Origin of the sequence: Vibrio sp., assembly GCF_047973365.1 — a bacterium.
GTDB lineage: Bacteria > Pseudomonadota > Gammaproteobacteria > Enterobacterales > Vibrionaceae > Vibrio.
Window position 1 is genome coordinate 28234 of the sequence record NZ_JBKEBW010000090.1, and the last position, 20307, is coordinate 48540.

The following is a 20307-nucleotide window of genomic DNA, read 5'->3' on the forward strand; positions in this document are numbered from 1 at the left end:
GAGATTCAGTGCTTAAAAATGGAAAAATAAAGTGTTGCCTCAAGGTATATTAATGAACTAAAACGTGAACGCCACCTCTGCTTTGATTGGTGAGAGGTGGCTTTCTTGCACTGGTTGTGACTATTGGTCAATGTCGCAATCGGTGCAACTTTGCAGTGCGATTTCGTGTTCAAAAACGACGGAACCATTGCTTTCTGCAATTAGATCCGCAATTTCATCGGCTACTTCTTGCTCATCTTGCGTTTCAACTTGATTTGCTAGCTCTTCTTCGTTGTAACCGTAAAAATTCAGTAATAAGTAATCACGTGCTTCGTCTTTAGTACAAGTCACGTTTACTGAAAGATCCGGCTCAACGTTGCCTTGCGAGATTATTTCAGCAACTTGCGCTAGGACATCCTCTTTCATCGCAGCCGTTAACCAGCCAAGATCAGTGCTTACAGAGGTTTTTTTACAGTTAAAACAAGGCAGTTGATGAAAGTAATATTGAAAATCAGTCATAGGTAATTTTTTCTCTGAGTGTGGTATAGCGAGATTATGCGTGTTTTCTAGAAAAATACTATCTCAATAGATATTTAAGGCTGAATGATATGGATTTTTGAGAATCACTCTGCTGTCAGAGATGAAAAATATTTGCTGTCTTCAATAAGAACATGTTGTGAAATCATCTCATAAAGGAAAAAATGCAGCAGATCGCTTTCTCGGATCTCACCTGAATCATAGCGATGACTAAGGTCCTTGGCTTTTTTAAGCAGATGGCTATGAATCGTCTGGTGATATTGCCATCTGGGATATTTTGCACGTTGGAAGATGGATTCTTCATCTTTGAAATGCTGTTCAATTTCCAAAATCAATGAATCAACTAGCGAAGATATTTTTGCTTTGGGGCTACTCTCTATAATAGCCAGAAAAAGGGTATTGGCTTGTTCGAACAGTGTTCTATGCTGAGTATCAATCAAGTCATTACCTGACTTATAAGCCGCATGCCATACAAGCTGAACCGGAGGTGATACTTTATTTGGTATATCTTTTGTCGATAGGACATCACTTTTCACGCAATTTCGCCCCGCAGATTTAGCGCGATATAGTGCTTTATCTGCACGTTCTAACCATGAATCTAAAGTGTCGTCTGGTTGGCAGGTAGAGAATCCCAAACTTGCTGTTATCCTTAATCCCAGATGAAATTCATGTTTCTCTATAGTGACTCTGATCCGCTCAGCCAGACCTGTTGCTTGGGAAAATCCGGTGTTTGGTAACAACACGACAAATTCTTCTCCACCCCATCGAGCGAGAACATCTGTTGTACGAATACAACTTTTCACCACCAGACAAAACTCTTTCAGTATCAAATCACCAGCACGATGGCCGAACTGATCATTAATCTTTTTGAAAAAATCGAGATCTAACATGATCAATGAAGCCGGGTGGCCATAACGCTCCGATCTGTCGATCTCTTTTTGAACTTCTTCTTCTAGCCGAACACGGTTCCATATTCCGGTTAGCCGATCCTTCATCGCTATCATAAGGATGCATTCGTCTGCTCGTTCTTTAATCATTAATACGAAACCATTTGAACTCAGAATCAGCGAAATGAAAACCGTAAAAAATGTCAGTACCTGAGTTGGTGTTTGATGCAGCATGCTAGTTATATCATCCGGTTTGAATATTGCGTTTGTCACACGGATGGCTAAAACTCCTATCACCATCAGTATGCTACCAACCATCAGATATTTCCCTCTGCCAATAGCTTTATATTTAAGTAAAGCAAACAGCATAAACATGCATTGAGAAGCGAAGATCAATCCGCTAACTATGATGCGTGAACTAATGCTATCCATCATAAAACTGAATGTCACACCGAGAACCAGCGGTGGAGCAAAATACCACAACCGTGACAGCGTGCGCTGGTGAAACTCATTAATTGCCGCCAAAAAACATGAGTAACTGGCAGAAAGAGCAATATTGGCAAAAATAACCGATATTAGCGTTGAAGTTTGATCTCGAAGGAAAAATAAAACGTAGACCAGAGTTTGTAATAATAACCCAACTGTCCACAGCAATAGTTCTTTATCTTGCTTTGCTCGCGCCACCCAACCAACAGAGAATCCCAGAGCGCCACTGGTAGCAATGATCATTAAAAAGACAGTTGGTATATGAATGGTCATAAAGTCACCATGGTTTTTGTTCATCTCGTAACTTAATGATTATAAGAGATTGCTATAGTATTTATAATAAAAGATGATGGAACACCGCTAAATTGAAAAGGGCTGACAATGTTAGTCAACCCTTCGATACCTACGTTATAGTAATTGAATCATATCAATGGGATTAAAGACCTCATTTATGCATTCATCAACCTTTTTTCCCTTTTTTAGCAATAGTAATGATGGCTTGATAGGGACCACTATTACATACGTGGCTGTCATTTGGATCTACCACAATAGCATAGGTACCATTGGTTAAAGCACTCAAATCAGCATTGTAAATATATTGCTGCTCATCAAAGTCGTATCTCATTATATTGTCAGTATCAGCAGATGAAACAGAGGTGGCTGGTTCATAATCTTCACCAAGACCAGTACCTTCTGACCATTTATAAATCCAAACAGTAGGCTTAGCTTCGGTCACTGGGTTCAAATCAGCGTCAACAATTTTGACTTTTACTGGCACGACACGACCATTGCCAAAAATACTATTACCAGCGGGATTGATTGGTGGCTGGAAGCCTACAAAATTGTAGTAAATACCTAATATTCCGCTATTGGCACTGGATTTATAGATGCTATCACCTTCATAGGAGACAAATAAGTAGTGATCACCTGCTGTAAGGTTATCGATGTTATAAAGCAAAGAGGCGTTACCGTCATCGCCAGTTCCTGCTGTGCCAATTTCTGTGGCTGATTCATTAATCAGGCCAATAGCATAGTTTAGATTAGCGTTGGATATTGAAGTACTACTATCTGGCTCGTTAGGTATTCTTGTTTCGGATAGATTGGCCATTAAGTTGACATCGCCTGCTTTATAAGCAAAACATTGTGTATCGACGGTGACAGATGTCGTTATCGCCTCACTAGGCTGAACGTGGTTTGTGACCGTAAAATTGATCGTAGTATCATTGTTCAACAATCCATCTTGACCACTTTCAGTCGTTTTAGCGTTAATTTTTATTTGTGTCTCACTATTTTGCTCTGGAACGTTGAACGATATTTCAAACTCACATGATTGGTTTGAACTCGAAAACAGACATTGTTCAGGGGTAATTGAGATCGGTTCTACTGAAACGCCAGAGTCAGTATTTGCTTCGAGCTCCATTGATTGAGGGTATGTTGTGTTTTTATCTTTATCTATTGACCATTTTAGTGTTAGTGATACAGATGAACCGCCTTCAAATGGATTTTTAAATGCCACGTTTCTGCTGTGAATATTGACTGAAACGGTTAGCCAGTCTGAAATGTTGGTTTGCTCCACATTATCTATTTGTAATGCAGTCACTTCATTAAAATAAGCTCTATCCTTTGCGAATGCTTATGTAGCTAGCAAGATAGCTACACCTCCTATTACTATATTTACACCACGCTTAAAAATTGAATCCATTAACATTGTTGCGTTCCCCAAAGTTGGCAATCCTGCCTGTTGGTTAAAGAAGTGAGGCAGCATTACGCATCTTCGGAATTAATCCACGCTCGGCCTCAAGCGCAATATTTGGTTTAGTGATGGTTATTAATTCATTCTGAATAACAAGCTAAAATGATAAGAAGCCTATTCACCTTTGCTTTTCTTTCTGGGTAAGTAGGCCAAACACTGGTCCCATTTGGAATGAAAAACCTATAGCTATTTCGCCCGAAATTAGAATAGAAATCACATGTTACAGATTCAAATTAATAGATAGGACTTCGTTGTCATTCATTGGTACTTTAATGTTTTTAAAATACATAATTAATATTTTTTCTTTTAAAAACATAATGCTAAAGGATTAGTTTTTTACTCAAAAGCGTGATAAGAGTCACCCCATTGCATATTAATAACAAGAACAAGTGTGACTCTGTAAAAAGGAGATGTGACAAAGAGACGATTAGCTACTGATTCTATCGTTCAATTATTAGGCGCAGAACTGTATAGCTAGAGTTGAACGTGGATTCTTATGGAACCCATTCTTCCGCCAAATCACATCCGTTTCAACGGCTTCACTACACTATCTAGCCCTTCAATTTTAAGTGCCAGACACAGTTGAAGTAGCTGACCGAGCTCGCCAGCGGGCCAACCTTTTTTATCGAACCACAATAAATATTCTTCCGGTAAATCGATAAGTACACGCCCTGCATATTTGCCAAATGGCATTTGTATGCGAGCGAGTTTGATCAGGTTTTCTTTTTCTAACATGGGTGGCGAGCCAATCTGCTTGAATTATTGATGAGTATTGTGCCACCTTTTCGATGGCGCAATACCGATTTCTTTGTGATTGAAAGCGACAAGCTAAGAGTTGCTTATAGCTGGGCAAGAGATTTAGGCTCAACTTTATGCATCTTGGCTTGTTGCTTTTGAATACGTTCAACCAGTTTTTTGAGTTGATCTGTTTTTATCTCTTGAGGCGTTGATGAGTAGAGCGCTTGATTAACCTGATTCAGAGCTTCGTTGATAGCGAGATGATCTTCCTCGCTGAGTTTAACGTTATCAAGCCATGCTTTTACGGTGGCAGTAATGGTAATACCATCAACGTTTCCTGCGTCGAAGCCAGAAAGGGCGTTTTTAACAGCTTGATATTCGCTCGAAATAGAGGTTGCGTAGTTTGTTGTTTGCTTTGCAGCTAGAGAGTGTTTAAGGCGCCATGCGAACATACCCGTGATCATCCAAAGTGTGGCGAACAACGCAGTTAAATAGGGCCAGAAGCCAGCATCTTTGACTGTGATGGTTTCGACTTTTGTTGCTGACTGCACCGGCGTCGGCGTTGCGACAAGTGGAGTATCATTTGGTGTCACATTCAGAGTTAAACCTGGAATTTTGCTCGCTTGTTGTTGTTTGCTGACCGTGTTCCACCAGTCGACGAAGACTTCAGGTAACGCAATATCACCACTTTGACGTGGGATAAGAACTTGTTTCACTGTCATCACCACGTCACCATTTTCCAAAGTGGTGAACTGTGGTTTTTCATCGTAAATACTTAACGAAGGAGGGTAGTTCACTTTAATGTTCGGCAACTGCTCTTGAGTTAAGCCTGACACTTGCAACTGCACTTCTCGCGTGATCGATTCGCCTACCTGCGTTTTGTAACTCTCTCCAGAAATCGCATTCCCCTGAGCATCTGTCCATTGCTGTGTCAGACTCAGTTTATTGGTTGGTAGCCAAATGCCCTGATAGTCAGCCGGCTTTGCATTGACGGCTATCGTGTAGCTTTTTGCTTTGGTTTCGATCGGAACCAGACGAGTACCGCCACCATAGTTGCTGCCATAAACAATCGTACCTTTGAACACTGGTTCACGAAGTTGGTAAGTGCCAGTCTCTTTTGCTGTGATTCGAAAATCCTGATCGACGACGGTCACTTCCACTCCGTCTAGCACTGTTTGATATTGGTTTGCCTCACTTGCGGCTTTAAGTTCTAACCCTTCAACCGTTGATGGTAAAACTGCTGGTGGCGAAACCGTTGGGTTTTGCAGGCGACGTGGATCAGCTTTGATAATCAAGCGAGCTTTCAATAACGCACTTTCATTTGGGTAGAGTTCTGACGTTGAAAGCTGAGTCTGCACTTCAACCAGATCTTTGACTGCTGGAGTTTGCTCGTCTGGAGCGACCTGAATCGCAATCGGTTGAGTCTTTTGCCCGTTAAGCTCAAAACTCGGGATGGTGACAATACCTATGTGGGTTGCGGCAAGAGATATGGTCCACTCACTTTTGTTGCTGCGAGTGCCGTTGATGATATTGACCGACGAACCGAAACTAGGGCGTCCCAAAAGGAAGTCGTTACTGAGCACAGTGAAATCAATATCGTCTGAAGATGCTTTTTCGTCGCTAACGACACGTAATTGAAAAACTTCATTTTTGGCGACTTTGTTTTTACTCACGCTGGCGTAAAAAGATGCCGCCTGAGCGGAAAAACTATGAAGGCTAATAGTAGCGATGGCTAAGCACAGAGCGACTCGTCCAAAACGAGATAAGTATGTAAATCGCGGAAAGTTAGCGAAATAAGAATATAGTACGTTCATCGTTACCACTTTTTACCATCAGTTTGTGGAGGCTCTTTACCTTGAGCCTGAAGAATCAATTGTGCACGCAATAGCTGACTCGGATCCCGAGCGCTTTCTACCTGCTCCAGTTTTCTTAGCTCTGGATCTGTGTTTTCAGTTGTCGTTGAGGTTGTTGTTGTCGGTTTTTCATTAGGCTGCGAACCTTGTTCTGATTGGTCATTTTGCTTGCTATCTTGAGCATTGGCTTGAGCATCGGTTTGTTGAGTGGATTCTTTGCCATGCTTTGCATTTTGGTCTGCATCTTGGTTGTCTTGTGCAGAATCCTTACTCTGTTTGCCTTGTGCCTTATCGTTTTGAGGGTTCGCCTGTTTTTGATCCCGTGACTGTTGCGCCTCGTTTTGTTGTGGCGAATGAGAATCTGGCTGCTGTGATGCGTTGTTTTGCGATTGACCCGAATCCGAGCCAGATTGAGACTGCTGTTGCTGTTGCTGTTGCTGTTGCTGGCGTAGAGCTTGCTCAACAACATTTAAGTTGTGTTTTGCGTCTTGGTTGTCTGGTTGTTGTTGCAAAATATGTTGGTAGAGTTCCTTGGCTTTGTCCAAGTCACCATTTTGGGCATAAGCGTTGGCAAGATTGTATTGTGTTCTCGATGAGGGGTTTTCTACTTTAGAAAAGCTTTCGATAGCGCCTTTGAAATCCTTGTTTTGATAGCGAGCCACACCTTGCCATTCCGGATCGGTAAACTGCTCGCTGGCGCTTTGATAATCTTTGGCATGATAAGCTTCCATCGCTTGCTGGTTGCGGTTTTTCCAAGGGGAACCAATGTTGAGCCAAGAAGTCGCGTTGGCATCTGGTGATGTCACAGTGATTCCGGTGGTCAGTAGCAAAACAAAGATCATTCCTCTGCGGAAAAGCAATAAAGCGGGAACAATGAGCAGTGGTAGTAGCCAATAGCCGTTATTGACGTTCTCAGTGAGCGTTTTTTTATCGTTTTTTTTGCTCACATCTTGCTGCACTTGCTGTTCCGCAAGGATACGTACTACGTCTTGACCGTTTGCTTGATAAGGCGTGAAGACTCCATTTACCTTTTTCGTCAAAGATTGCATCGATTCAAAGTTAGTCTTGGCAACGACTGTTTGTCCGTTATCTGTTTTCAGAAGTGAGCCGTCGCTTAATGTGATTGGTGCCCCTGCTGCACTGCCGATGCCAAGAATCACCAGCTTAAAGTGCGTACCCGAAAGTTCGCTTTCGATATCCGATTGCTCTTGTTCATCAAGGTCGTCAGCGAGAAGTACCAGTTCACCACGCACAAGTCCTGCGTTTTTTAGCATCTCGATAGCCATCTTAATGCCTGATGCGGCATTAGAGCCCTGATAGGGCATGATGTCGGGAGACAAGTTAGGCAGTAAATTGGCGATGGTTGCACTGTCACTGGTCAATGGACTGACCGTGTACGCATCACCCGCATAAGCGACTAAGCCTGTGCTGCCTTCGCTCCACCCTTTAAGTAAGTCGAGTGCTTTATAACGGGCTTGAGTTAAACGATTAGGTTTGATGTCCGTTGCGTAAAGTGACAACGACATATCCATCACCAAAATACGGGCATTGCTGTTGGTATAGCTTGGGCGAGTTTGTTTCTCGAAACTTGGACCAGCTAACGCCATCACAGTGACCAGCCAACTTAGCGCTATAAGTGAAACCACGGTTTTGGAACGATGGCGATTTTCAATGCCAAGTGCACTGGCAATGTGGCTGGCAATCAACCCTTGGCTTTGTTTGTGTTTTGACAGCCAAAAAACGATGCCAGCTAAAGGTATCAGCGCCACAAGCCATAGAGGAGCAAGGAGGGTGAAATCAGACATGGTTTCTCCTTACGATGAATAAAATAACCGATAAAAGCAGTGCCATCGCTAACGGATAAGTGAACCATTCGCTTTGTGGTCGCCAGGTTTGTGTTGCTTGGCTAATCGGCTCCAGCGCATTGATCGTGTCATAGATCGTAGCAAGTTCCTTTTCATCACGAGCACGGAAATACTGACCGCCAGTTATCTTAGCGATTTCCATCAGGCTCTTTTCATCTAAGTCCTGAGCTGTGTTGACTTTACGGGTGAGGAAGAACTCTTTCACCATCATCTCGCCAGCACCTACACCCACGGTGTAGATGGTTGCGTTGTATTTCTTGGCAATTTTTGCCGCTTCTATCGGCTCTAGCACGCCAGAAGTATTGCTGCCGTCACTGAGCAAAATCATCACACGCTGTGGTGCGTCGCTATCAATAAAGGTTTTCGTTGCTAAACCAATACCTTCACCGATGGCGGTTTTGGTACCAATGAGACGACGTATGGCTTGGTTAAGCTGTTGGCTGATGGTTTGGCGATCTAAGGTCAGTGGCGTTTGCAAATACGCATGGTCAGCGAAGAAGATCAAACCCAGGCGGTCACCTTCGCGTTTGTTGATAAAATCACTGAGGACTTTTTTAACCGCTGATAGCCTATCAATGTAATCACCGTTGGATTTCATATCTTCCTGACTCATTGAGTAGGAGAGATCAACGACCAACATCATGTCACGATGTTTTGGTGATGTAGTGACAGGGTCACCATACCAGACCGGTCTGCATATAGCAGCAATCAGGCAAAGCCAGACGAGAGTGGCTAAACATTTAGCTAACCACTGCTTTGGTGGTGCGACAGAATGTTGTTGTGGTAAATAGGGCAACGGTATGGCTGCCCTTTCTTTTACTGGTGGTAGAACTCGATTAATAACTAAAGGTAGCGGCAATAATACGACCAGCCACCACCATACAAATTCAATGTTTGCCAACGCTCAAATTTCTCCTTTTTTGCGGCGGCAACGCTGTGTTTACCCATTGATAGCAATCTGCTACCAAATCTTGAGCATTTTCGACTTTCTGCTTTTGATACAGAGCCTTCTGCCAAGTTTCTTCATTCTTCATAAAAAAAGATGAACCTACTTGAGAATCCAAAAATGCATACCAATCTGAGCCGGTTAGGTGAGCGACCTGCTCACGTGGGAAATAACATAACGCTGCTTGACGAACTAACTCAATCGCTGATGATGGAGTCTGATGTCCTAGTGCTGGGTTAAGCAAACGTAAAGCGGTCTTTTTCGGCGCCATACGTTTTTTCTTAGCACGGACAATTAATGTGATACTGATCAGTATCACAACAATAGCTAATAGACTTGCCCACCATCCCCAAGAAAGTGGTAGCCATGAAGGTACTTCAGGTAAATGCAAATTGCTAAGATTGAGTAAATTTGATGGTTCTTGCATATCTTTTAAATTATCCAGAAAGTTGTTGTAGCAAAGATATATCGCTAGAAAGAAATTGGTAGTCCATTTCCATAGATTGGCACAATGATTCTAATTCTAATTTCTGATAATCAAACGCATTTTTGATACTTAGGCGATCAGATTTGGACGAAAAGTTAAGCCAGCGCGCATTTTTGCCGTCACTGACTCTCTCAATTCCTCTAAATTGAGTCTCACCTTGCTCTAATGGATCAAAAATATGGACTAATCTCACGCGATTATGCTTACGTAACTGGTTGAATAATGGTTTAAACGAATCCTCATAATTAACAAAATCACTGATCATTATCACCTCACTTCCTTTAGGGCAGAGACGATTTAATGTCATTAATGCAGTTTGCATAGAACTGGGTGTCAATGTTTGCGAGAGCGCCTGCTGTTGGCATTCAACAAGTTGGGCGATGATTTGTAACGGGCCTTTGTTTCTACTGGTCGGTTTTATTTCAATCAGGCGAGAACCCATGTCGATAACCGCACCTATTCGATCTCTCTCTGCAACGGAAAGCCAACTGAGCAAGCTTGCCATGTGAGCGGCTTGCACTGACTTCAACAACAAAGACGAACCAAATTGCATGGTAGCACTGAGATCGACGTACAGAATCACGGGCTTTTCCCGTTCTTCTGAAAACAACTTAGTGTGTGGTTTTCCGGTTCGGGCGGTCACGCGCCAGTCTATGGTTCGAATATCATCACCCGGCTGATATTGCCGAACTTCCGCGAAATCCATACCGCGCCCTAGTTGTTTGCTTTGGTGCTGACCTAACAGTTGCGACCATAAACTTTTGGCCGGTGGTAGCCATTTCACCGTATGTTGTTTATAGGGCAGTAACTCTTCCAAACACAGATGAACGCCATCTGAATTTGCTGGTAACGACGGTTTTAAAGACTGAGCCATCATGCTGCCTTACGCACTGCCGACCAAAGCAAGCAAGTGAGTTATCACTTGGTTAGGGTGTATCCCCTCGGCCTGTGCTTGATAGGTGAGCAATAAACGATGGCGAAGTACTGGAAAAGCCATTGCTTGTACGTCTTCCGGGCTTACGTAATCGCGCCCTTGTAACCATGCACGGGCACGTGCGCATCGGTCGAGGGCGATGGTTGCTCTTGGGCTAACTCCCAACTCTAACCATTGCGCCAGTTTAGCATCATATTGTTCAGGCTTGCGGGTTGCCATCACCAAACGCACTAAGTATTTTTCGATGGTTTCCGCCATATGAATATTCAGTACTTCTTGGCGTGCGGCAAAGATCTGCTGTTGAGTGACTTTGGGTAACGTCTGTGCTGCTTCACCTTTGGCTTCACCACGGTTAAGACGAAGGATTTCCAGTTCATGTTCGGCACTTGGGTAATCAACGTTTAAATGCAGTAAAAAACGGTCAAGCTGAGCTTCTGGTAGCGGATAGGTCCCTTCTTGCTCAATTGGGTTTTGCGTCGCCATCACAAGAAACAGTTCCGGTAACCGATAGGTCTTTCTGCCTGCGGTAATCTGTTTTTCCGCCATAGCTTCAAGCATCGCTGCCTGAACTTTCGCTGGAGCGCGGTTGATTTCATCCGCAAGAACAAGAGAGTTAAAAATAGGTCCAGCTTGGAATGTAAACTCACCGGTTTCAGGGCGGAAGATATCTGTACCTGTAAGGTCTGCTGGCAGTAAATCAGGAGTGAACTGAATACGGTGGAAATCTCCTTCAATACAGTCTGCCAGCGATTTAACCGCACGAGTTTTGGCGAGACCGGGAGGTCCTTCAACCAGAATGTGCCCGTCGGCTAGTAGAGCGACTAGAAGTTGTTCAACCAAGGCGGACTGACCAATAACTTGTTGATTTAAATATTGCTGTAGCGAATGAAAGGTTTCTGACTGCATGAAATCCTACTCTCCTTGATAATCTTGTTGTTAGTGAGCTTTGAATCGAAAAAGTTCCTTTTACCACGAGATATTTGTTCATCTGATGATTTGTTGAGCAAATAAGCACATCTCACTGTACTTTGTGTCGGTCATCATATGGCGACGAATTGGGCTTTTCTAAACCTTTTCAATGAAATAAATACATCTAATGAAACTTGGATTGATGAATTAATAAATTTGATGAATTAATTGATGTTTAACCATAAAGAATTGTACTTTAAAGTCGATACAACGTTCGTTATAACCAATTGCTATAGTAGGTAAAAAATAGATGCTCAAATTTAGCCATGTCAGCATTAAAACCAAGGTAGTTACCGGAATTACCTTTGCAGTTCTCGCTTCAACAATTATTGTTGGGGTAATGGCACAACGTCAGGCAAGAGATGTATTAGAGCATCGATTAGTGGATATCGAACTCCCATCGATGCTGCAACACATCAGTGGCTCAATCGATAGTGATGTGACGCACTTGCTATTGGCAGCAGAGCAGCTCACCAACAGTGAATTTATTAAAAAAGCCATCGCTACGAAGGACGTCGATTCTGGTGATGAAGCTATGTTGGTTAAACAACTCAACAACATTCGTACTCAGTTCAAGCTGAACGATGCGTCTGTAGCGAACCGTAAAACAGCCTATTATTGGAACCAGAATGGCTTTCTGCGTGAACTCAACAAGCAGCAAGATGGTTGGTTTTATGGTTTTGTTAGCTCAGGAAATCCAACCATGGTCAGCATGTTTCAGGAAGCGACAGGTGAGGTGAAGATGTTCGCCAACTTCCAGGATGTGAATGGCGATACCCTGTCTGGTCTTTCTAAATCGATGGATGACATGGTTAAGCTGCTGAACAGCTATAAAATTGAGCAGACTGGCTACGTATTTCTGACTAACGCGAAAGGGGAAGTGCAAATCCACCGTGACAGGTCAAACGCGAAATCAACGTTGACTCAGTTGTTTGGTGCGCAAACCAACAAACTGCTGAACAAGTCAAGCTTCAACCTTATTACAGCTCAACACGAAGGCGTGGATGTGTTTGTAGCCAGTTTTTATGTCAAGTCTATGGACTGGTTTGTTGTGGGTACCGTACCGGTCAACGAAGTGTTCGCTGATTTGAACGAAGTGGCGCAACGTATGTTGATCACGACTATTATTGTTGCGGCAATTTTTATTGCGATGGGATTGATTCTGGCAAGCAGCATTGCTAACCCGATCCGTCAAATTGCTATTCGTTTTACGGACTTAGGTAAGGGCGATGGCGATTTGTCACAACGAATTGAAATTCAAGGTAGCGATGAGATTGCTCAACTTTCATCTGGTTTTAACGGATTTATAGAAAAGATCCATCAGTCGATGAAAAAAGTGGCTTCAACTAGCCATGCACTGCAAGAAGCGGCGCAAACGGTGTCAACCAAAGCGCATACTACGCATGACAACAGCCAGCAGCAACGTGACCAGACTATTCAGGTAGTGACTGCCATTAACCAAATGGGGTCGACCATCAGCGAGATTGCTACTAACGCTGCGACTGCTGCGGAAACAGCAAACCAAGCGACGTCGAATACCGAGGTAGGGCGTAAAGTGGTTAATCAGGCGAAAGATGCCATTGCTCGTTTGGCTGATGATATTGAAAATATTGGGCAGGTGGTGAGTCAACTTGCCTCTACCACACAAGATATCGGTTCAATACTGGATGTTATCCGCGATATTTCTGATCAAACTAACCTGTTGGCGCTAAACGCGGCGATTGAAGCGGCACGTGCGGGTGAACAAGGTCGCGGATTTGCAGTGGTTGCCGATGAAGTTCGTAATCTCGCCAGCCGTACCGCAGCCTCTACCGAGCTGATCCAAAAGATGATCAATCAGCTTCAAGGTGATGCAAAAGATGCCGTATCAGCTATGGAAGCGGGTAAGTCCGTTACTCTGGAAGGTGTGTCTTCTTCTGACGAAGCGGTTCAAGTGTTGATTGGTATCTCTGAGCGTATTCATGATATCTCTGACAGAAATACCCAAGTAGCTACCGCAACAGAAGAGCAGTCGACTGTGGTCCATACTATTAACATGAATATCGAAGAGATAAACGCTATCAATGAGGTCACCACAGGTACGGCTGAAGAGCTTGCCGGCGCAAGTCAAGAGCTTCGCGAGCTTTCTGGTCGTTTGGATAAGATGGTTGGTAGCTTTAAGCTCTAGTATCCTGCTGGGGAGTTAGGTAAACTTCTCCCCAGTATTTGATATGTAGAACTTTGAAGTTTAGGTAACAGTAATGAGCGATTTTGAAAAAGAGCTAGAGCATTTGACTCAAGAAACAGGTAACGAGCCAGAGGTTTCATTACCAAGTATTGAAGAACAAAAAGCGATAGTTGCAGAACTGAAACGTTTAGAAGCGGAAGGCAAACTAACCCCCGAAATTCTGGAACAGCACTTTGGCCAGTTCAATGCGAAAAACGGCGCACCTATTCACTGATCAGCTTCCGCTGCTTTTAATACCGCTCTAGAAAAATTTCTGATCAGTGAATGGGCATCGATAAGCAAACCCTCTGAGCCAAGGATGGCTCAGCGGAGCCCCATGGAAGGGTTTATGAGGCAAAGAGAGAACTCGCCTTGCCTCAGTATGTTGGCTTTTATTTCAAACTGTTTTGATGCTCACTAATCAGCAGTGATATCTGCTCTTCTGCTCGTTCCTGAGCACTTTTAAAGCTCTCATTGTTAGCAAAACTGCCCACCACTTCGTAGTAACATTTTAACTTCGGTTCTGTACCTGAAGGTCGCACAATGACGCGAGCGCCACCTTCTAAGTGATAAATCAGTACATCACTGCTTGGTAGCTTGATGGTTTCTCTGTTGCCATGACTATCAGTGCGAACTGAGTGCTTTAAATCTTCACTAATTAAGATCTTCTTACCCGCAATTTTAGTCGGTGGCATAGCACGTAGACGTTCACCTACTGGCGGGGAATCTGGGTCAAGCGCAATACTACGTTGAGCATTAATGTACATGCCATGCTTGCGGTAGATCTCTTCAAGTTGATCCCAAATGGTTTTGCCTTGACTGTATAGTTCTGCTGCTAGTTGAGCGAATGCGACCAGCGCAGACAGACCGTCTTTGTCCCAAACCGCGTTACCCACGGTATAACCAAGTGCTTCTTCATAAGCAAACAGGAACTTATGTTGGTCGCTTTGCTCTTGCATGGCAATATTGGTTAACCATTTAAAACCCGTGAGTGTTTGGTAATACTTCGCGCCGTGTGCTTTTGCAACTTTGCTCAGTAGACTGGAAGAGACAATGGTATTACCTACTAACTGAGATTTTGCATCGGTTTTACTCAGTAAGTAGTTGCCGAAAATAGTACCTACTTGGTCACCCGTGAGCATTTGGTAACTTCCATCGGGTTTACGTACAGCAACAGCAAAGCGGTCTGCATCTGGGTCATTGGCACAAGCCAGTTCCGCTTCGATAGCATCGGCAAGCTCAATGACCATATCCATTGCGCCAGCTTCCTCTGGGTTAGGGAAGTTAATCGTTGGGAAGGTACCATCAGGTTCACGCTGTTCAGTTACGCTTATTACTTTCTTAAAGCCCGCATCATGGAGTAAGTCTTCCGCCATATTCGCGCCAACGCCATGCATTGCCGTGTAAGCAATAGAGATGCTACTTGGGTCGGTGTGGTTTGAAAGCAATGGGTTGCTGTTAATCGTGTAGCGATACGCTTGATAGTAATCATCACGTAACCAAACTAGTAGACCTTGGCGTTCTGCATCAGCATGAGGCATCAGTGGGATCATATGAGTGGCTGCGATATCAATTTCTTTTGCAATGCCAGAATCGTGTGGTGGAATGATTTGTGCGCCGTTTTCCCAGTAAACTTTGAATCCATTGTACTCGGGAGGGTTGTGGCTTGCTGTCACAACCACAGCCGCAGCCGCATTGAAGTGTTTGACGCCAAATGCTGTAATTGGGGTTGCGGCGACCTTATGAGTTAAATAAACCTTAATGCCTAAAGCCGTTAGTACCGCAGCAGTGTCATGAGCAAATGATTTTGAATCAGTTCGACCATCATAGCCAATCACGACACCACGCTGTTTAGCATTGTCAACTTGTTTCACTAGGTATTCGCCAAGACCTAACGCGGTTTGTTGAATCACTAAACGGTTCATGCGGTTTGGACCGCAACCGACTTTTCCTCGCAGACCAGCAGTACCAAACTCGAGCCGGCATTTAAAGCGATCTTCTAATTCTTCATATTGTTTATGGTCAATGAGATATTGCAGTTCTTCCCGAGTTTTAGGATCAGGGTCTGCCGATAACCATTGTGTGACTTTTTCCATCATGACTGTCACCTTGTGTGTGGATTAGAGTACGCAGTATAATTGATATGTATTCTCATTTGCGAGCGCGCAATCGCTAAAACATGTATTAAGTGTCGTCCGTTACATTCAGACATCTTCATTAGATTCAAAACTATTCTAGAACAGTTTTTCACTGCTAGTTCGGCGTTTATTTGGGTTATGAATGTAAAAAAAATATTACACATAAGCAAAGGTGTAAATATTTACCTTATATTGCATTTTTATAAAAATAATGGTTGCACAATTCGGTCTGGGTGGATTAAGTTACGGACTAAGGAAACGAGACTGCCAAAGGATTCGCTATTATCTGTTCAATAGCCCCTGCAGCGAAGCAAAATAGGAAATAGGAAGAAGTAAGCGATGTATCAAACCGATGATGTAAATATTAAACGAATTAAAGAACTATTACCCCCAGTTGCAGTACTAGAAAAATTTCCAGCGACTGATGTTGCTTCTTCAACAACGTTTCAAGCACGCCAAGCGATCCATAACATTTTAAACGATGAAGATGACAGGCTACTGGTTATTGTTGGGCCTTGTTCTATTCATGATACCGAAGCTGCGATTGAATATGGCAAACGTTTGAAGAAACTGCGCGATGAACTCAGTGGTCAACTTGAAGTTGTTATGCGTGTTTACTTTGAAAAACCGCGTACCACAGTGGGTTGGAAAGGTCTTATCAACGACCCATACCTTAATGATACGTACAAGATTAATGACGGTTTACGCATGGGGCGCAAGTTACTGCTTGATTTGACAGACATGGGTATGCCGACGGCGAGTGAGTTTTTAGATATGATCACGCCGCAATATGTAGCGGATTTGATCAGTTGGGGAGCAATCGGTGCTCGTACTACCGAATCACAAGTACACCGTGAATTGGCTTCTGGTATCTCATGTCCAGTAGGTTTCAAAAACGGTACTGATGGCAACATTAAGATTGCCGCTGATGCTATTCGTTCAGCCGAGGCATCACATAACTTCCTATCGGTGACTAAGTTTGGTCATTCAGCGATTGTTGAAACAGCGGGTAACCCTGACTGCCATATTATTCTTCGTGGTGGTAAAGAGCCAAACTACAGTGTTGAACATGTTAGTGACGTAAAAAATAAGCTAGAGGCATCGGGTTTACGTCAAAAAGTGATGATTGACTTCAGCCACGCAAACAGCTCTAAACAATACCAACGTCAACTGGTGGTGAGTGATGATGTGAGTGCGCAAATCGCTAGTGGTGAACACGCAATTTTCGGTGTGATGATTGAATCACATCTTGTTGAAGGCCGCCAAGATCTCGTTGACGGTCAAGCACCAACTTACGGCCAGTCAATTACCGATGCATGTATTGGCTGGAACGATACTGAAACAGTATTACGTCAACTTGCCGATGCAGTAGATAAACGTCGTAAAGGCTAGTTACATTATAGTTAGATATAAATACACACAAGGCTCCGAAAGGAGCCTTGTGTGTATTTACGATATTGTTTTTTATAAACGACGAAACTGCTTAACTAACCCACCTTGTGAATTTAAATTGGTTACCAAAGTTTCACATTGTTGATGGGTGTCGTTAGCTAATACTAATGTCGCACCTGATCCGTCGCGAATAGATTTCACGCTTGAGCTCATACTTGCTGTTACGTCGGCCATCTCATCGACTGCTGCGGCAATATGCTCGTTTCGTTGGGTAATATCTGCCATTTGAGCCAAGAGGGCTTTGAGTTTGTCCCCCGACTGATTAGCGCTATCGACACAGTTTTGAGATAAAACATTACCTTGTTTTATAGTATCTACAGCTTCATGTGTACTGCTCTGAATAGTCTGAACAATGTTTTGAATTTCTTCACTCGACTCTGAGCTGCGTTGTGCGAGTTTTCGAACCTCGTCTGCGACAACAGCAAAGCCTCGACCTTGTTCACCGGCTCGTGCTGCTTCGATGGCAGCATTTAGCGCCAAAAGGTTCGTCTGCTCGGAAACATTCTGAATGACTTCAATTACCTGACCAATAGTTGCGCTTTGAGCGGAAAGTTTTTCTATGACGTCAGAAGCGGAATCGAGTTGCTTCGCTAATTGAATAATAGCGCTAACGGTATATTCAACGGAATCTACTCCCTCATTGGCAGACGTTTGTGCACTATTGGCTACCGCTGATGCGGCTTGTGCATTATTCGCAATTTCATTGGCTGTTGAGTTCATTTGCGTGATTGCCGTCGCAACTTGCTCAGTTTCTCTGGTCTGCCCATCAAGATTCTCTGCTGTATGGTTACAGTTGTTCGAGGAAATTTTGGCGGCGTCCACGAGCTGTTGGTTTGAATCCTGAATACGACCAACAACCGCGTTGAGTTCTGATTGGCGTTTTTTCAGTGCAAGCTCTATCTCTGCAAGGTCATCGACATGTCTGGTATAAACTAATTCCATCAAAGGGTTGTTATACACTTTACGAGCCTTAGCGGAGATTTTCTCCAGACGACGAGTTAGCGTATAAGCATTAGCGATACTGAGTACTAACATGGCAGGTACACCACTACCTGAGATGAAGTGTTCAGCGACAGAGGCAATGATCGCCGTAGCAAATAAACCTAATGACATTCTTTGCCATAGTCGCGTGCGTGGCATTTTAAGTTGCCATGGGGTCTTATTAGCTTTTATTTGGGCATAAACTTTCTCGGCATTTTTGACATGTTCTCTGTTGGGACATAATCGAACCGATTGGTATTCGATGACCTTGCCATTATCAATAACTGGTGAAGCAAAAGCGTCAACCCAGTAATGCTCACCAGATTTAGCCCGGTTTTTTACCAACCCCATCCATGAACGACCACTTTTTAGCTGAGTCCACATATTTTCGAAGGCTGCTTCAGGCATATCTGGATGTCGTACCAAATTATGTGGTTGACCAACCATTTCTTCTAGGGAGTAACCCGCTACTTTGCAAAACTCTTCACTTGCATAAGTGATATGGCTACTTGGCTGAGTAATGGACAACAAATTATAGTGAGACGGGAATAGAATTTCTTTTTGTGTTACTGGTTGGTTGTTACGCATTATTGAGATTGACCTAAGTGTAAATATTGCAGTAAATGCAAATGGTTGATTATCATATAGTTGGTGAACATATGGTTGGTAACTAAGGTAGGTAACCTTTAAATTTGCATGGGTAAGTCTGTGACTGCTCGTTTTATACGCAAGTAGAAAAGTGAATGCAATGGATATAGAAAATTGTGATTTAAAACGAGAAGTATCGCACTAAATTTGTAGTACTGGTCTGACACCTATTGAATATGACCTTATACGATACTTATCGCTGCTTTATTTGAAATAAAGCCAAAGGCTCTCGAGTAGAGAGCCTTTGCAGTATCATTTCCCTTTATTCACGTATATCCAGTTCATTGTGAATAAGCGTAATACACTGGGAAGCAAACAGCATTTTTGGCCCTAAGCTTAATTTTTCCACTCCCAATCTTTTTAGCGAATTGCCGGTCTTTTTCGGCATAGGAATATGATCGGTAAGTAAGAAACAAGGGTTTGAACCCATTTCGATGGTACGAATCGATTCCCCTTTTTTATCCATCATGTAGATAGAATGGGAATCAGCAAGCTTGGTTACCAAGGCCTCAAAGCTAATGGTCTGTACCGTTAAACCTGGCTGCACTTCGCGAATTTGTTCTTTGGTCATACCCAAAGATTTATCCAATGCTTTGACTAGCAGAGCGATTAATGCTGCTTCGTGGAAACCACCCACATCGCTGATGGTGTTGGCATCAATCGTAATGGTACGAGAGAAATCTTGAGTACTTTCCAACACCAAGTGAATGACAGTATCTTCACGGTGTGATTGAGCAGTGAAAATCGCGTTCATAATACCATGCGCAAGAATTTCAGCATGGGCTTTGCCGCCCACTTCAGCTTGCAGTTTTTGACTATCGGTTGGGGCTGAACGTGCTCTGAGAACGAAAGTACGCATTGGTTTCCTCTAATGTGTAACGAATTTAGCAGATAACAAAAACACAAAAGGCCGCATAAAGCGACCTTTTCACGTCAATCCGAAGATTGTAATCAAGCTTAGATAACAGTTACGTTAGCAGCTTGTGGGCCTTTTTGACCGTTTTCAACAGTGAAAGAAACTTTTTGACCTTCTTTCAGAGTTTTGAAACCTTCTGCAGTGATTGCACGGAAGTGTACGAATACGTCTGCGCCGCCGTTATCTTGAGCGATGAAACCAAAACCTTTAGTTTCGTTAAACCATTTAACGGTACCAGTAGTGTTAGACATGATGTCTCCAAATCTTAAAAAATTAATCTATTTAGCCAAAAGAAGGCGCTTATTACTTAGGTGACGTTTGAACAAAATGCTTCTACATATAACTGGCTAAACGCTAGTACCGGAAGGTTTCCTTCGCACAACCTATCGAGCGTGAATCGATTGGACGCGCAAATCATAACGCAAGTGTCCGTAATAAACTAGCGAATATTTCAAATTAAGTGAAAGCACGCACATTCAAACGTAAACAACATAAGTCTAGACCATATTTATTTAAATTTTATGGCTCTGTA

At 43.2% G+C, this 20307-nt stretch carries 17 protein-coding genes; 3 read left to right on the plus strand and 14 right to left on the minus strand.

Annotated features, from left to right (window positions below):
- Nucleotides 1–120 precede the first annotated feature (120 nt).
- The 10 genes from ACK5MF_RS12010 to ACK5MF_RS12055 all read right to left on the minus strand — a co-directional run bounded on the left by ACK5MF_RS12010 (nt 121) and on the right by ACK5MF_RS12055 (nt 11371).
- On the minus strand, nt 121–498 hold the full coding sequence (locus ACK5MF_RS12010) for a hypothetical protein (protein WP_416922517.1): 378 nt from the start codon (nt 496–498) through the stop codon (nt 121–123).
- A 104-nt stretch (nt 499–602) separates the two neighbouring features.
- A complete protein-coding gene (locus ACK5MF_RS12015) occupies nt 603–2162 on the minus strand; it encodes a diguanylate cyclase (protein ID WP_416922519.1) in 1560 nt (519 codons plus the stop codon).
- A gap of 187 nt (nt 2163–2349) precedes the next feature.
- Complete coding sequence (locus tag ACK5MF_RS12020) at nt 2350–3489, minus strand: hypothetical protein (protein ID WP_416922520.1); 1140 nt, start codon at nt 3487–3489, stop codon at nt 2350–2352.
- A gap of 672 nt (nt 3490–4161) precedes the next feature.
- Nucleotides 4162–4377 carry a DUF3820 family protein gene (locus tag ACK5MF_RS12025; protein ID WP_042481593.1) on the minus strand — a complete coding sequence of 72 codons (216 nt, stop codon included), beginning with the start codon at nt 4375–4377 and terminating at the stop codon, nt 4162–4164.
- Nucleotides 4378–4481: 104 nt separating this feature from the next.
- A complete protein-coding gene (locus ACK5MF_RS12030; protein ID WP_416922523.1) occupies nt 4482–6194 on the minus strand; it encodes a BatD family protein in 1713 nt (570 codons plus the stop codon).
- Between the two features lie 2 nt (nt 6195–6196).
- The gene (locus ACK5MF_RS12035; protein WP_416922525.1) at nt 6197–8038 is read right to left on the minus strand and encodes a vWA domain-containing protein; all 1842 of its coding nucleotides are present in this window, start codon (nt 8036–8038) and stop codon (nt 6197–6199) included.
- The gene (locus ACK5MF_RS12040; RefSeq protein ID WP_416922527.1) at nt 8031–8999 is read right to left on the minus strand and encodes a vWA domain-containing protein; all 969 of its coding nucleotides are present in this window, start codon (nt 8997–8999) and stop codon (nt 8031–8033) included. The genes ACK5MF_RS12035 and ACK5MF_RS12040 overlap by 8 nt, the downstream gene beginning before the upstream one ends.
- Complete coding sequence (locus ACK5MF_RS12045) at nt 8986–9471, minus strand: DUF4381 domain-containing protein (RefSeq protein ID WP_416922529.1); 486 nt, start codon at nt 9469–9471, stop codon at nt 8986–8988. Before ACK5MF_RS12045 ends, ACK5MF_RS12040 begins: the two co-directional genes overlap by 14 nt.
- A gap of 10 nt (nt 9472–9481) precedes the next feature.
- On the minus strand, nt 9482–10405 hold the full coding sequence (locus tag ACK5MF_RS12050) for a DUF58 domain-containing protein (RefSeq protein ID WP_416922531.1): 924 nt from the start codon (nt 10403–10405) through the stop codon (nt 9482–9484).
- A gap of 9 nt (nt 10406–10414) precedes the next feature.
- On the minus strand, nt 10415–11371 hold the full coding sequence (locus tag ACK5MF_RS12055; protein ID WP_416922532.1) for an AAA family ATPase: 957 nt from the start codon (nt 11369–11371) through the stop codon (nt 10415–10417).
- 313 nt (nt 11372–11684) lie between these two features.
- Between ACK5MF_RS12055 and ACK5MF_RS12060 the strand changes: the two genes are divergently transcribed.
- Both ACK5MF_RS12060 and ACK5MF_RS12065 read left to right on the plus strand, forming a co-directional pair.
- Nucleotides 11685–13601, plus strand: coding sequence for a methyl-accepting chemotaxis protein (locus ACK5MF_RS12060; RefSeq protein WP_416922534.1), 1917 nt, complete (start codon nt 11685–11687; stop codon nt 13599–13601).
- 73 nt (nt 13602–13674) lie between these two features.
- Complete coding sequence (locus ACK5MF_RS12065) at nt 13675–13875, plus strand: restriction endonuclease subunit S (protein WP_416922536.1); 201 nt, start codon at nt 13675–13677, stop codon at nt 13873–13875.
- 157 nt (nt 13876–14032) lie between these two features.
- Here the strand turns inward: ACK5MF_RS12065 and ACK5MF_RS12070 are convergent, their stop codons facing one another.
- Nucleotides 14033–15739, minus strand: coding sequence for a phospho-sugar mutase (locus ACK5MF_RS12070; protein ID WP_416922538.1), 1707 nt, complete (start codon nt 15737–15739; stop codon nt 14033–14035).
- 378 nt (nt 15740–16117) lie between these two features.
- On the opposite strand from ACK5MF_RS12070, the gene aroG reads away from it, so the two are divergent.
- Nucleotides 16118–17170 (plus strand): 3-deoxy-7-phosphoheptulonate synthase AroG, encoded by a 1053-nt coding sequence (aroG, locus tag ACK5MF_RS12075; RefSeq protein ID WP_416922540.1) that lies wholly within the window; start codon nt 16118–16120, stop codon nt 17168–17170.
- Between the two features lie 72 nt (nt 17171–17242).
- Here the strand turns inward: aroG and ACK5MF_RS12080 are convergent, their stop codons facing one another.
- From ACK5MF_RS12080 to ACK5MF_RS12090, 3 genes are all read right to left on the minus strand, one after another.
- Nucleotides 17243–18799: a PAS domain-containing methyl-accepting chemotaxis protein gene (locus ACK5MF_RS12080; RefSeq protein WP_416922541.1), complete on the minus strand. Its 1557-nt coding sequence runs from the start codon at nt 18797–18799 to the stop codon at nt 17243–17245.
- A gap of 322 nt (nt 18800–19121) precedes the next feature.
- Nucleotides 19122–19718 carry a tRNA (pseudouridine(54)-N(1))-methyltransferase TrmY gene (gene trmY / locus ACK5MF_RS12085; RefSeq protein WP_416922543.1) on the minus strand — a complete coding sequence of 199 codons (597 nt, stop codon included), beginning with the start codon at nt 19716–19718 and terminating at the stop codon, nt 19122–19124.
- 98 nt (nt 19719–19816) lie between these two features.
- Nucleotides 19817–20026, minus strand: a complete 210-nt coding sequence (locus ACK5MF_RS12090) for a cold-shock protein (protein ID WP_042481174.1) — start codon at nt 20024–20026, stop codon at nt 19817–19819.
- Nucleotides 20027–20307: the final 281 nt, after the last annotated feature.

What these genes read in the sequence shown, in the direction of transcription:
- ACK5MF_RS12080 (WP_416922541.1), bottom strand. Translation starts at nt 18,799, where the DNA reads ATGCGTAACAACCAACCAGTAACACAAAAAGAAATTCTATTCCCGTCT.
- ACK5MF_RS12015 (WP_416922519.1), bottom strand. Translation starts at nt 2,162, where the DNA reads ATGACCATTCATATACCAACTGTCTTTTTAATGATCATTGCTACCAGT.
- ACK5MF_RS12030 (WP_416922523.1), bottom strand. Translation starts at nt 6,194, where the DNA reads ATGAACGTACTATATTCTTATTTCGCTAACTTTCCGCGATTTACATAC.
- ACK5MF_RS12045 (WP_416922529.1), bottom strand. Translation starts at nt 9,471, where the DNA reads ATGCAAGAACCATCAAATTTACTCAATCTTAGCAATTTGCATTTACCT.
- ACK5MF_RS12060 (WP_416922534.1), top strand. Translation starts at nt 11,685, where the DNA reads ATGCTCAAATTTAGCCATGTCAGCATTAAAACCAAGGTAGTTACCGGA.
- ACK5MF_RS12035 (WP_416922525.1), bottom strand. Translation starts at nt 8,038, where the DNA reads ATGTCTGATTTCACCCTCCTTGCTCCTCTATGGCTTGTGGCGCTGATA.
- ACK5MF_RS12050 (WP_416922531.1), bottom strand. Translation starts at nt 10,405, where the DNA reads ATGGCTCAGTCTTTAAAACCGTCGTTACCAGCAAATTCAGATGGCGTT.
- aroG (WP_416922540.1), top strand. Translation starts at nt 16,118, where the DNA reads ATGTATCAAACCGATGATGTAAATATTAAACGAATTAAAGAACTATTA.
- ACK5MF_RS12025 (WP_042481593.1), bottom strand. Translation starts at nt 4,377, where the DNA reads ATGTTAGAAAAAGAAAACCTGATCAAACTCGCTCGCATACAAATGCCA.
- ACK5MF_RS12010 (WP_416922517.1), bottom strand. Translation starts at nt 498, where the DNA reads ATGACTGATTTTCAATATTACTTTCATCAACTGCCTTGTTTTAACTGT.
- ACK5MF_RS12055 (WP_416922532.1), bottom strand. Translation starts at nt 11,371, where the DNA reads ATGCAGTCAGAAACCTTTCATTCGCTACAGCAATATTTAAATCAACAA.
- ACK5MF_RS12070 (WP_416922538.1), bottom strand. Translation starts at nt 15,739, where the DNA reads ATGATGGAAAAAGTCACACAATGGTTATCGGCAGACCCTGATCCTAAA.
- ACK5MF_RS12065 (WP_416922536.1), top strand. Translation starts at nt 13,675, where the DNA reads ATGAGCGATTTTGAAAAAGAGCTAGAGCATTTGACTCAAGAAACAGGT.
- ACK5MF_RS12090 (WP_042481174.1), bottom strand. Translation starts at nt 20,026, where the DNA reads ATGTCTAACACTACTGGTACCGTTAAATGGTTTAACGAAACTAAAGGT.
- trmY (WP_416922543.1), bottom strand. Translation starts at nt 19,718, where the DNA reads ATGCGTACTTTCGTTCTCAGAGCACGTTCAGCCCCAACCGATAGTCAA.